10 protein-coding genes are annotated in these 12,694 nt (G+C 40.2%); 1 reads left to right on the top strand and 9 read right to left on the bottom strand.

The features are described from left to right. Nucleotides 1-118 precede the first annotated feature (118 nt). Nucleotides 119-2,674 carry a penicillin-binding protein PBP1a gene (ponA, locus tag EXE09_RS00960; RefSeq protein ID WP_130116044.1) on the top strand — a complete coding sequence of 852 codons (2,556 nt, stop codon included), beginning with the start codon at nt 119-121 and terminating at the stop codon, nt 2,672-2,674. A gap of 68 nt (nt 2,675-2,742) precedes the next feature. Here the strand turns inward: ponA and EXE09_RS00965 are convergent, their stop codons facing one another. From EXE09_RS00965 to EXE09_RS01005, 9 genes are all read right to left on the bottom strand, one after another. Further along, entirely contained in the window at nt 2,743-3,546 is an 804-nt protein-coding gene (locus tag EXE09_RS00965) for a putative RNA methyltransferase (RefSeq protein WP_130116045.1), read from the bottom strand. A 69-nt stretch (nt 3,547-3,615) separates the two neighbouring features. Further along, nucleotides 3,616-4,734, bottom strand: coding sequence for a phospho-N-acetylmuramoyl-pentapeptide-transferase (mraY, locus tag EXE09_RS00970; protein ID WP_130112081.1), 1,119 nt, complete (start codon nt 4,732-4,734; stop codon nt 3,616-3,618). Further along, on the bottom strand, nt 4,734-6,143 hold the full coding sequence (locus EXE09_RS00975) for a UDP-N-acetylmuramoyl-tripeptide--D-alanyl-D-alanine ligase (protein WP_130116046.1): 1,410 nt from the start codon (nt 6,141-6,143) through the stop codon (nt 4,734-4,736). Before EXE09_RS00975 ends, mraY begins: the two co-directional genes overlap by 1 nt. Before the next feature lie 8 nt (nt 6,144-6,151). Further along, nucleotides 6,152-7,642 (bottom strand): UDP-N-acetylmuramoyl-L-alanyl-D-glutamate--2,6-diaminopimelate ligase, encoded by a 1,491-nt coding sequence (locus EXE09_RS00980; protein WP_130116047.1) that lies wholly within the window; start codon nt 7,640-7,642, stop codon nt 6,152-6,154. 7 nt (nt 7,643-7,649) lie between these two features. Next, nucleotides 7,650-9,485, bottom strand: a complete 1,836-nt coding sequence (gene ftsI, locus EXE09_RS00985) for a penicillin-binding protein PBP3 (protein WP_068975051.1) — start codon at nt 9,483-9,485, stop codon at nt 7,650-7,652. A gap of 9 nt (nt 9,486-9,494) precedes the next feature. Beyond that, entirely contained in the window at nt 9,495-9,827 is a 333-nt protein-coding gene (locus tag EXE09_RS00990; RefSeq protein ID WP_068975050.1) for a cell division protein FtsL, read from the bottom strand. Then, nucleotides 9,824-10,750 carry a 16S rRNA (cytosine(1402)-N(4))-methyltransferase RsmH gene (rsmH, locus tag EXE09_RS00995; protein ID WP_087552970.1) on the bottom strand — a complete coding sequence of 309 codons (927 nt, stop codon included), beginning with the start codon at nt 10,748-10,750 and terminating at the stop codon, nt 9,824-9,826. Before rsmH ends, EXE09_RS00990 begins: the two co-directional genes overlap by 4 nt. A 153-nt stretch (nt 10,751-10,903) precedes the next feature. Next, nucleotides 10,904-11,365: a GNAT family N-acetyltransferase gene (locus EXE09_RS01000; RefSeq protein WP_068975048.1), complete on the bottom strand. Its 462-nt coding sequence runs from the start codon at nt 11,363-11,365 to the stop codon at nt 10,904-10,906. Nucleotides 11,366-11,464: 99 nt separating this feature from the next. After that, a complete protein-coding gene (locus tag EXE09_RS01005) occupies nt 11,465-12,481 on the bottom strand; it encodes a sulfate ABC transporter substrate-binding protein (protein WP_068975047.1) in 1,017 nt (338 codons plus the stop codon). Nucleotides 12,482-12,694 lie beyond the last annotated feature (213 nt).

The raw sequence follows: 12,694 nt of genomic DNA on the forward strand, positions 1-12,694 counted from the left end.
GACTGCATTTGGTCTTAATTTTTTACAGATACAATATCCCATCTAACAATCCGTCAAATGAAAAGTTATACTGACCATCAATTAGTTTGCCATTAGCTATTATTAAAACTTACTTGTTATGAAAAAGCTATCTTGTTCAGGTCATATTCATCCCTTTTTTTTGCTGATTATTATTATCTTAGTCGCAATTCCGATGGGCTTTTATGGAATGTACCTATATATCGCCCCATCGTTACCAGAAATGAGCTCTTTAAAAAAGGCGCCATTGCTTAAACCTTTGCAAGTTTATTCTGCAGATAATCAACTGATTGCTGAATATGGTGGCAAACTTTCTGTGCCCGTTGAGTACAATCAGATTCCACCACACTTCATCCATGCCTTTCTAGCGGCTGAAGACTCCTCCTTTTTTGAACACAGTGGGATTAGCTTTAAAGGATTAGGACGTGCAGTCAGTGAAACTGTGACAGGCTCAAATGTGCAAACAGGTGGTTCAACCATCACCATGCAAGTGGCAAAAAACTATTATTTATCTCCTGAACGCACTTTAAAACGAAAATTAACCGAAGTATTTTTGGCACGAAAAATAGAACAGAATCTATCAAAAGAAGATATTTTATCGTTATACGTCAATAAAATATTTTTAGGTAAAAATGCCTATGGTATTGCTGCTGCTGCAAAAATTTATTATGACAAAAACCTTGATCAACTCAGCGTTGCTCAAATGGCGATGATCGCGGGTCTACCTAAAGCGCCATCGAAATACAATCCAGTAGTCAATCCTGAACGTGCTTTAGAACGTCGTAATTGGATTCTGGGGCGTATGTTACAGCTCGGGTATTTAAAACAAGATGAATATCAAAAAGCAGTCGCTGAACCAATCAATCTCAGTATGCCTGACCGTGGACTCAGCAATAAATTTCCCTATGTAGGCGAAATGGTTCGTTCAGAGTTGGTTGAGAAATTTGGCGATCAAGCTGTTGATTCTGGTTATAAAGTTTATACTACAATCAATAGCCAACGTCAGCAATATGCAGAAGAATCTGTACAAAAAGGATTAGAGGATTATGACCGTCGTCATGGTTGGCGTGGTGCAGAAGCCCATGATAAACCTTTAAAAGAGTTTATGGCCTATGCTAATACTTTCCCTGCCGAAGTAATAAAAGTAAATAGCAACTCCTTTGAAGCAAAGATGCAAGATGGCTCAACAGTCACTGTGCCATGGTCTGGAATGTCATGGGCAAGAAAATATATTAATGCCAATGCTGTTGGTGGTTCACCAAGTCGTGCTTCTCAAATTGTCAGCACCAAAGATATTGTGCGCTTACGCCCAAATGAAAATAAAACAGCATGGTCATTGGTACAAGTTCCTAAAGCACAAGGTCAGCTCATTGCAATCAATCCAAATGATGGTTCGATTGTAGCTATCGTGGGTGGATATAACTTCTATCAATCGAAATTCAATCGTGCCTTACAAGGTTGGCGCCAACCAGGTTCGACCATCAAGCCCTTTATTTATGCACTTGCACTTGAGCGAGGTATGACACCTTATACGATGGTCAATGATAATCCGATCAGTATTGGCAGATGGTCACCTAAAAACTCGGATGGACGCTACTTAGGAATGATTCCCTTGCGTCGTGCATTATACCTCTCTCGTAATACCGTTTCTGTACGCTTATTACAAAGTGTTGGCGTGGAACGCGCTCGTCAATTATTGATGGATTTCGGCTTACAAGAAGACCAAATTCCACGCAACTTCACCATTGCACTCGGTACACCACAAGTACTTCCTGTGCAAATGGCAACAGGTTATGCCACCATTGCCAATGGTGGTTACCGTATTCAACCACACTTTATCAGTCGTATCGAAGATGCTTATGGTAAAGTCATTTACGAAGCAAATCCTGACTATGCCTGTATCCCATGTATCAATCAAAAAGAGCAAACTGTAAAAACAGAAGATGCAGAAGTCACTACTGACGATGAAGTGATTGCAGGTAATACCAATACGGATGATGTACAACCTATTTTAACAAAAGAAGAGCAAAGTAAATATCGCCAAGCTCAACGTATTTTAAAATCACAATCCGCTTTTGATATGGCGAATATCCTTCGTGACGTTATCGTACATGGTACTGGACGTGCCGCATTGAAAATTGGTCGTGATGATATTGGTGGTAAAACAGGAACAACCAATGATGCAAAAGATGCATGGTTTGCTGGTTTTAATGGAAAATTAGTGGCGATCGCATGGGTCGGTTTTGACCAACCTTCAACCTTAGGTCGTCGTGAATATGGTGGTATTGCCGCACTTCCAGTATGGACCAGCTTTATGGGTAAAGCGCTAAAAGGTACACCTTCGGCATGGGTTCATTTTGATAAAGATGCTAAGGCACCTCTGTCTCGTGAACAACGTAGCAACCAAACGCAAGTTGAAGGCGAAAACAATGAAGCAAGTAAAGAAAGTGGCTCAACTCCACCTTTAGCTCGTCCTATTTACAAACCTGCTCCTGTGACACCATCACGTAATGCTTCAAATGACTTTGATGACCTACCTGACGAGAATGGCGAACAAAAACTAAAACCAACCACTTCAACGCCTCCGACCATGAATCAAGATCATGCAAAACGTGAAAACGACTCTCTAGAGAACTTAATCAATGAAGTTCAATAGTTAAAACTTGAAAATAAAAAACGCCATTTTTGAATGGCGTTTTTTATGACCCAAACAATCCAAAACGATTATCTCTTTTGAAAAATATACATTTGGAATGCTGCTTTCAGTTCAGTTTTTTCTTGTTGTTCTAACTTTTTGCGTTTTTCAGGTTTGGCCTTATACGCGTATGGCGTCATTGCAATTAAGTTTTTCAATTGTTCTTGATTCAATTCAAAGACCGACTCAACAATCGGTTGCTCAATCAATTCAAAATGTGCTTTAAGCTGTTCTACGAACTTATGCGGTTCATGTGGCTTCACTTCATCAAATAAACCTTCACGCATGGTATAAAGATGCTCTGGTGCTGGTGTCACCACCATCAAATAGCCTTGAGGTTTCAAAACTCGTAAAATTTCTTCTTGTGGAATTGGACTAAACAAACTGGTGCATAAATCAATTGAATCATCAAGCACAGGCAAAGTTGCACCCGTCCCCACGACCCAAGTCACATTCTTATTCAATTTTGCCGCAACTTGGACTGCATTTTTAGCAATATCCACCCCCACGCATTGCATCACTTCGCTTTGCATCGCATTGGTGTAATAGCCCTCACCACATCCAATATCGAGTAAATTTTCAATGCGTAGTTCACGGATTTTTTCAACTACTGCCTGTTGCAAAGGCGCATAAAAACCAGCACTTAGAAATGCGCGACGCGCTTGTACTGATTCAGGCGTATCACCTGGATTTTTACTATGTTTATGTTGTACTACATGTAAATTCACATAACCTTGTTTTGCCACATCATAGCTATGCTGATTGACACAGCGCCAAGTTTTATCCGATAAGCTCAACGCCTCACGACATACTGGGCACATTAACAAATTCATAGCATTCTCCACAGATCTTGCACAATAAAAAAGTCGGCTGAGATGCCGACTTTCTTGTTTCAATTTGGCTTAACGTAATTTTAATGTCATTAGACCTAAAACTACCAGCATAATTGTGATAATCCAGAAACGAATCACCACTTGGGTTTCACGCCAACCTTTTTTCTCATAATGGTGGTGTAATGGTGCCATGAGGAACACACGTTTATTACGCATGCGCAATGAACCAATTTGTAAGAACACAGAAATTGCTTCAACTACAAATACTCCACCCATAATCGCAAAGACGATTTCTTGACGTACCATCACTGCGATTGTACCGAGCATTGCACCTAAAGATAATGCACCTACATCACCCATGAAGACTTGCGCAGGATGTGCGTTATACCAAAGGAATGCCAAGCCTGCACCAATCATTGCGGCACAGATAATCACCAACTCAGACGTATATTTCACATAAGGAATATGCAGATAAGTGGCAAAACGAATATCACCCGCCAAGTAAGCAAATACACCTAAACCTGCTGCAACCAATACGATTGGCATGATTGCTAAACCATCCAAACCATCAGTCAAGTTCACTGCATTTGAACCACCATTTATCACCAAATAAGTGAAAATAATGAAGCCGATACCAAGTGGAATTGCTGACAATGGGATGCTGAGATTTTTAAAGAATGGAATCAACAAATCCAGCATATTGGCAGTATGTACAGGATTTTCCTGTTGTGTTGCAATGATATATAACGCAATACCTGCACCGAGTGAACCTACAGACGTCCAAAAGAATTTCTTCTTAGCAGGTAAACCCGCATTGTCTTTATAACGAACTTTAATCCAGTCATCCGCCCAACCGACCGCACCAAAGATCACCATCACAGCGAGTACGATCCACACATAAGGATTGGATAAATCTGCCCAAAGTAAGGTACTGATCCCAATTGAGAGGAGGATCAGAATTCCGCCCATCGTCGGTGTACCCATTTTTTTGGCATGATTTTCAGGAGCAAATGAACTGACTGCTTGACCATATTTTAAGGCTTGTAATTTGCGAATCATTACAGGACCGAGCGCCCAACCAATTGCAAGTGCTGTTAAAACACTCAGCAAAGCACGTAATGATAAGTAGCGCACCACTTGGAACGCATTTTCATAGCCTGCTAGGTGTTGAAATAACCAAAACAGCATTAAACTTTCTCCATCAAATCAGCCATCAACGTTTCCATATGGGTATAACGAGAACCTTTGAACAGGAAACTCATGGACTGCGGTTGATGCGTTTCAATTAAACTTAATAACAATGGTAAAGCTTGTTCTTGGTTTAGAAAAGCTTGTAATTTTTTACCGTACTGTGTGCTTCTTGCACCCTCTTGAGTTGCAGGTGCAAATTCACCCACAGCAACCACAAAGTTAATTCCCTTCACCGAAACAAGGTCACGACCTAGTAAATAGTGTTGTTGTGCAGCGGTATCACCCAACTCACCAATATCACCAATCACCATCACTTTGATGCCATCTTGCTGTGCAAGCACTTCACCAGCAGCTCGCATTGAGGTTGGATTGGCATTATAAGTATCATCAATAAATAAATGATTGGCTTTTTGGATAAAGTTTAACCGACCTTTAGCACCTTGTGCCGACTCTAGACCAATCACAATATCATCTAAAGCAATACCAATTGCTAAAGCAAAAGCAGTTGCCGCTTCGGCATTATGCACATTGTGCTCACCTGCGAATGGTAAATTCACAAGTTTTGAACCATTTGGAGTATTGAGGGTAAATGTTGCAGATTGCGCCTGAAGCTGAATATCCGTTGCAAAAACGTCACCACCTTGACCAAAACTCAATACATGCTCAGTTCTAACTGCTTGTCGAATCGTATCCGTGAAATCATCATGCGCAGTAACAATCGACGTTCCAGCTTGGTCAATGTGACTGTAAATTTCAGACTTGGCACGACAAATGCCATCACGCCCACCAAATTCACCCAAATGTGCTGTGCCGATATTGAGAATCCCAGCCACATGCGGTTGAACCAAATTTGAGGTGTAATCAATTTCACCTTGATGACTTGCACCCAACTCCATCACCGCATATTGATGCTCAGCACGAAGTTCTAACAACATCATCGGTACACCGAGGTCATTATTCAAATTACCACGTGTGATCAAAGCTGGTGCTAAACGTGACAAGATACTACCAAGCATCTCTTTAGTGGTCGTTTTACCACTACTGCCGGTCAATGCAATCACTTTAAGTTGCGAGTTTTGCGCACGACGATAAGCACCTAAATGACCCAATGCTAAACGAGTATCTGCAACAACAAGCTGACAAATATCAACATCTACAGGATGACTCACGATGGCAATTTGACAACCATTTTCAGCCACTTGTGCAATAAAATCATGTGCATCAAAGCGTTCGCCTTTGAGTGCTAAAAATGCATCACCCAATTCAGCATGACGTGAATCAGTCAAAATACGCTTAATTTCACCTTGTGGTGCTTTGTCTAAATACCATGAACCTTGAGTCGCTTCAGCAAGTTGTGCTGCTGACCATGGCTCTAAAGGCACAGTACTGGTGGTCGAGGTGTGCATCTCTATTCCTACTGAGCTGGAGAATTTGTTTTACGGGATAACATATTGACTGCGGATTGCACTTCGACCACATCATCAAACCAATGGCGTACACCATCAATTTCTTGATAATCTTCGTGCCCTTTACCTGCAATCACCACAATATCACCTGATTGTGCATGCTTAACTGCATATTTAATCGCTTCACGGCGGTCATGTATTTCATGCACATCGTGTTGACTAAAATCAATATCACGCTTCATATCAGCAAAAATCTGCTCAGGATTCTCTGTACGTGGATTATCCGAGGTGATGATAATTGGATTGGCTTGTTCCAATGCTGCTTTGGTCATTAATGGACGTTTACCGCGATCACGGTCTCCACCACAGCCAAATACTGCCCAAAGTTGATTTTCAACATGACGTTTAAGTGTTTTTAAGACTTGAGTGAGTGCATCGGGCGTATGTGCATAATCCACCACGAATAGACGATCTGCATCACGAATCACTTGCATACGACCAGGTGCACCTTTTAATTTAGGTACATTGGCGATCAATTGTTTTAAATCAAAGCCCGCTTGCTCAGCAACGATCAAACTCGCCACAAGATTTTCAATATTAAAATGTCCAAGTAATGGGCTTTGAACTGTAAATTCGCCTTGTTCCGTTTTTAAATGGAAAGTCGCGCCATTCAGACTATATTGAATACCAAACACCTGATAATCAGCTGCTTTGGATGTGGAGTAGGTCAATACTTTCGGATGTGATTGATTGCTACTGGCTGCATCCAACATGATATTGGCATGCGCATCATCGACATTAATCACAGCCACTTTTAAAGAGGAAAATTTAAATAAACGAGATTTGGCTTCTGCATAAGCCTCTAACGTCCCATGATAATCCAAATGATCACGACTTAAATTACTATAAGCTGCGATTTCAATATCGCAACCATTTAAACGCCCTTGCTCTAAACCATGAGAACTGGCTTCAATCGAAGCAAACTCAGCACCTTGCTTGGCAAAAGCATGTAATAAATTTTGTAAATGCAAAGCATCCAAAGTGGTATGCGATGACGATGCAAGGTTCGGTAAAATACCGTTCCCTGTGGTGCCCATCACCGCACACTTTTTGCCTTGTAACATCACCAATTCAGCAACTAAGCGAGAAATTGTGGTTTTCCCATTGGTACCTGTAACTGCAAGAATTCGTGCTGCTTTAACTGGATCAGTCGCTTGTAAATATTGCTTTTGCCATTGCCCCATCAAATGACGAACATCTGGACAAACCAAAACAGAATCTAAGCCTAATTCTGTTTCACTAATCACCGCCAATGCACCTTTTTCCAATGCGGCTTGTGCAAATTGTACGGTTTTTTCAGGCTGTGAATAACTGGTCAGCGCAATAAAAATCTGACCCGTTTCAATACGGCGACTATCTAAATTAAATCCTTGAAAAGGTTCAGACATCCAAGCCTGTATATTTTCAACTGGATAAATATCCTGAAAACAAATTGTCATATTCTACCTATTTGGATGCTTTCGCTGTTTCAAGCGGTTTGTCTAAAGGTACGTTCATTAAACGTAAAGATTCTTGCATAATTTTTGCGAAGACTGGTGCGGCAACCAAGCCTCCATAGTATTGACCACGCGGGTTTTCCACGACAACAATAATCGCTAAGCGTGGATCACTGATTGGCGCGACACCTGCAAACAAAGCACGGTATTCAGTACTCGAATAGCCTTTGTGGTCAGGGCGAAGTTTATGTGCTGTCCCTGTTTTACCACCTACGCGATAGCCTGGGATATTGGCTTGTTTTGCTGTACCGCCTGGCATGGTGACTTGCTCTAACATCAACAAGACATCATCTGCAATTTTAGGTGCCAATACCTGCTTGCCTTTCGGTTGATCATTCAACTTATAAAGGCTTAGAGGATATTCAACACCATGATTCGCCAACATGGCATAACCTTGAGCCAACTGTAAAATGGTTGCGTTCAAACCATAACCATAAGCCATGGTTCCAATTTGAGAAGGATTCAGTTTTTCAGGTGAAACTACCAAACCACCACTTTCACCAGGGAATTTCACAGCAGACCGTTGACCAAAACCAACTCGTCTAAAGAAAGTAGGTAATGTTTCTTTTGGCAATGACAATGCGATTTTCGCTGAGCCAATGTTCGAAGACTTAATAATCACACCTGTGACTGTCAATGCACCATAATTATGGGTATCGCGAATAGTATGCGAACCTAAACGCATTGTCCCTGGTGCGGTACTAATGATCGAATTTGGTGTGTATTTTCCACTTTCTAAACCCGCAGCAATTGTAAATGGCTTCATGGTTGAACCTGGTTCAAACATATCAATTGCCCCACGGTTACGCATGGCATCCTTATTGCTCAAACCGTTCTTATCATTTGGGTTATAAGATGGCCAACTCGCCATTGCCAGAATCTCACCCGTTTTCACATCAACAGCAATTGAAGATGCTGAACGCGCACTATTCGCCACACCAACAGCGGTTAATTCACGATACATAATATATTGCAGACGAGAATCGATACTTAAAGTAATGTTCTCCCCCGCTTTCACTTCTTTTACCACTTCAGGCGTGTTAATACGGTTGCCGTGCTTATCTCGCGAAATCTTTTGCTCACCGTCTTCACCTGCGAGACGCGTGTTCAACTGCATTTCTAAACCTTCAATCCCAGTGCCTTCACTATTGGTCAAGCCAATAATCTGCGCATTGGGTTGAGGTTGTGGATAATAACGTTTATAGGTCTTTTCCGCATAAACCCCTGCAAACTTATGTTCTGTTAAAAAATCAGCTTGCGGTGGTGGTACTTCTTTTTTCAAGACTAAATAACGTGAACGCGGACGCTCATACAAACGCTTTTTCAAATCTGCACGATCAATACCAACGACATCAGCCAATTCATCTAAATTTAAATTTTCATCTGGCAACTGTCGTTTAAGTTTACGACTGTTTGGCGTTTTCTTTAATTCTTCAGTAATTTTTTCAAATTGCGCTTTGGTCTCAAAGTATTCACGCGGATCGATCACCACTTTCATAATCGGAGAACTAATCGCCAAAGGCACACCGTGACGATCACTAATCACGCCACGCATCGCTTTTAATTTTTCAGAACGTAAAATATTGGCATTGGCTTTATTTTGTAAAAAGTCTTTATTAATCACTTGCACATAAAATGCACGACCGATCAGCCCTACAAAGCATAGCAATACTACGCCCCACATCAAATAAAAACGCCACATATCTAAAGATATTGGATTTTTCCCTGAGATAGACGGCTGTTTTTTACGTGATTGCCGAGTCTGTTTAGTTTGTTTATCTACCATACAGATGCCTTACTTGTTCTGCGCTGATTCAGTTGGTAATGAAATGACAACTGTTTGCGCAGCTGGCGGTGAATACATTCTAAGTTGAGTAACAGCACGTGTACCAATTTGAGCTGTGGCACCAAATGTTTGCTGTTCAATCAACAAACGCCCCCATTCCGCATTGATACTTTCACGTTCACGCATATAACTATTCAAGTCACGAAAGTCATGACGATAGGTAAAAACTTGCAAAACCACCATAAATGCACTGATCAACACTGCACTGATCAAAATGCCATAAACAACCACTTTTTTGATTGCCAGTTTATGCTTTGATTCTTCTACAATCTCTTCTTTCATTCTGCGCCTTTTTGTTCTAAGCGTTCTGCTACTCTCAGCCACGCACTTCGTGAACGAGGATTGGCTTTTACTTCTTCCTCACTGGCACGAATTCGTTCTACTTTTTTCAGTCTACGATGATCAATAACCTTTTGTGGTAAACCCCATCCATTATCTTCTGGCAATGTTGATTCTTTTTGAATAAATTGCTTAATGATACGATCTTCTAAAGAATGAAAGCTAATCACTGCTAAACGTGCATTTGATTTTAGCAAATCTACAGCCTGCGGTAAAAAAACATGTACATCATCCAATTCTTTATTGATTTCAATACGAATAGCTTGGAATGTACGTGTTGCCGCATGCTTATTTTTTTCCCACTTCGGATGAGCAACTTTCACAATTTCAGCCAATTCACCCGTGGTTTTGATATAACCCGCTTGCTTAATAGCTTTGGCAATGCGACGACTATAACGCTCTTCCCCATATTGGAAAATAACATTGGCTAAATGTTCCTCATCTACATCAACCAACCACTCCGCAGCAGTTTGACCTTGGGAATTATCCATACGCATATCAAGTGGTCCATCTTTCATAAAACTAAAACCACGGTCTGCTTGATCAAGTTGTGGCGATGACACCCCCAAATCTGCCATGATTCCATCCACTTGATAAATATCTAATTGATTTAATTCTTGTTGTAAATCTGCAAAGCTGGCATGAATAATCTTAAAACGCGGATCTTCTTTTTCTAACTGATACGCAACTTCTAAAGCTTGAGGATCTTTATCAAAGGCATACACTTTTGAATTTTCATCCAATTTTGACAACAACAAGCGTGTATGACCACCACGCCCAAAAGTCCCATCTACATAAATTCCTGTATTGCGGTCAGCAAGTAAAGCATCGACTGTTTCGTGTAGTAATACAGAAATATGAGACATAAGTATGGTTTCAGTTCAAGCAAAAAAGTAACTGCACATTATTACCTTGTTTTGTCAAAGCTCCAAACGACTTTTTGTAGGAAAATATTACTTTTTATAGAGAAATCCGTTTTAAAAGACAATCCTTTACTATTTTCAGAAATTAAACCACTTTTATTCTGTTTCAAGCGCATGAGTAGATGGACGTCTTTTCAGCATTTTCACATCACCATCCATTAAATGCTCTTGAATATGCCAACCTTGACGAGAGTAGAACGCACAAGCTCGACTACGACCATCTGTCTCTAAGCAAATTTCTGAAAAATGTTGGAATAAAATGTGCTCAACTCTCTCAAGCAATGCTTTCCCAATCCCCTTACCCTCTGCATCAGGATAAACGAACATGGCAAAGACACTTCCCTCTTCTTGATCTGCAATCGCAAACCCACAAACCGATTGCTCAAACTCTGCGACCCAAACGGAAGACTTTTGTTCGATCAAAGCTAAAATCGCCAAATCGGTTATCCCTAATTCAGTTAACTGTTCTTTGGATAAATGATTTTCTTTCACAGCTGTACGAATATCAAAAATTAGCTCAATATCATTTGGTGTGGCTGCTCTGATTTGAATACTCATATTGATCCTATGTATTTAAAAACACACTTAATTTACATAAAAAAGCCTCCTAAATATAGGAGGCTTTCTCTTTGCTAATAAAATTTAGCATTTTGAATTTTAACGTTTTGAATTATAAATCTGGTCAAACACACCACCATTGGCGAAGTGAGTTTGTTGTGCTTTTGCCCAACCACCAAACACTTCATCAATGGTAAATGTTTTCAATGCAGGGAATTGTTTTGAATATTTCGCCAAAACTTTTGCATTACGAGGACGATAGTAATGACGTGCCGCCATGTCCTGACCGATTGGAGAATATAAATAGTTGATATAGCCTGTTGCTAACCATTTATTACCATTTTTGTTCACTGTTTTATCCACGATTGCAACCGAAGGCTCAGTCAAAATCGACATTGAAGGATAAACAATGTCAAATTTACCACCTGATGCTTTTTTGCTGACCATAGCTTCATTTTCCCATGTCAACAACACATCACCCATACCGCGTTCAGCAAATGTCGTCATTGAAGCGCGAGCAGCTGGATCCATTACTTTCACGTTATGGTACATTTTAGACACAAACTCACGTGCTTTAGCATCATTCCCGCCTGGTTGTTTTAATGCATAACCCCATGCAGATAAATAAATCCAACGTGGTAATCCACCTGTTTTAGGGTTAGGGGTAATAATTTGAACGCCTGGTTTGGTTAAATCAGTCCAATCCTTCAAGCCTTTGGGATTACCTTTACGCACCAAGAACACGACTGTTGATGTATATGGCGCAGAATTGTGTGGAAATTCTTTTTCCCAACCTGCATCAATTTGTCCAGATTTAACGATTTCATTAATATCATTTGCCAAAGCCAAAGTGACCACATCACCTTTTAAACCATCAACCACTGAACGTGCTTGCTTACCTGAACCACCATGAGATTGTTTGAAATCAACAGTGATTCCAGTACGTGCTTTCCAATACGCACCAAATGATTTATTAAATTCATCATAGAATTCACGTGTTGCATCATAAGATACATTCAAAAATTCACGATCTGCAGCATAAGTCGTTGTCGTTGCAAGGTTTAATCCAGTTGCAACTAGTGCAGCGCTCAATAAGGCTTTAAACTTAGTTTTCATAATCAAAAATTTAAATCATCTAAAATTATGCTAAATATATGAAATAAGCTGATAAACATCAATTCAAGAAAAAGCTTTGTTTTAACCATCACATTGGATTATTACGATTAATTAATTGTTTTAATTTACAAAAGCATCCAACACCTGATGTTTTTATATTTTATATGTTTTTATTCTTTCTATATGAAAAAATGAAATAAGAAAATTAGAAAT

The organism is Acinetobacter sp. WCHAc060025, assembly GCF_004209355.1.
Classification (GTDB): domain Bacteria; phylum Pseudomonadota; class Gammaproteobacteria; order Pseudomonadales; family Moraxellaceae; genus Acinetobacter; species Acinetobacter wuhouensis.

Bases quoted from the DNA above. Each gene is read 5' to 3' on its own strand.
- ponA (WP_130116044.1), top strand. From the start codon at position 119: ATGAAAAAGCTATCTTGTTCAGGTCATATTCATCCCTTTTTTTTGCTG.
- EXE09_RS00965 (WP_130116045.1), bottom strand. From the start codon at position 3,546: ATGAATTTGTTAATGTGCCCAGTATGTCGTGAGGCGTTGAGCTTATCG.
- mraY (WP_130112081.1), bottom strand. From the start codon at position 4,734: ATGCTGTTTTGGTTATTTCAACACCTAGCAGGCTATGAAAATGCGTTC.
- EXE09_RS00975 (WP_130116046.1), bottom strand. From the start codon at position 6,143: ATGCACACCTCGACCACCAGTACTGTGCCTTTAGAGCCATGGTCAGCA.
- EXE09_RS00980 (WP_130116047.1), bottom strand. From the start codon at position 7,642: ATGACAATTTGTTTTCAGGATATTTATCCAGTTGAAAATATACAGGCT.
- ftsI (WP_068975051.1), bottom strand. From the start codon at position 9,485: ATGGTAGATAAACAAACTAAACAGACTCGGCAATCACGTAAAAAACAG.
- EXE09_RS00990 (WP_068975050.1), bottom strand. From the start codon at position 9,827: ATGAAAGAAGAGATTGTAGAAGAATCAAAGCATAAACTGGCAATCAAA.
- rsmH (WP_087552970.1), bottom strand. From the start codon at position 10,750: ATGTCTCATATTTCTGTATTACTACACGAAACAGTCGATGCTTTACTT.
- EXE09_RS01000 (WP_068975048.1), bottom strand. From the start codon at position 11,365: ATGAGTATTCAAATCAGAGCAGCCACACCAAATGATATTGAGCTAATT.
- EXE09_RS01005 (WP_068975047.1), bottom strand. From the start codon at position 12,481: ATGAAAACTAAGTTTAAAGCCTTATTGAGCGCTGCACTAGTTGCAACT.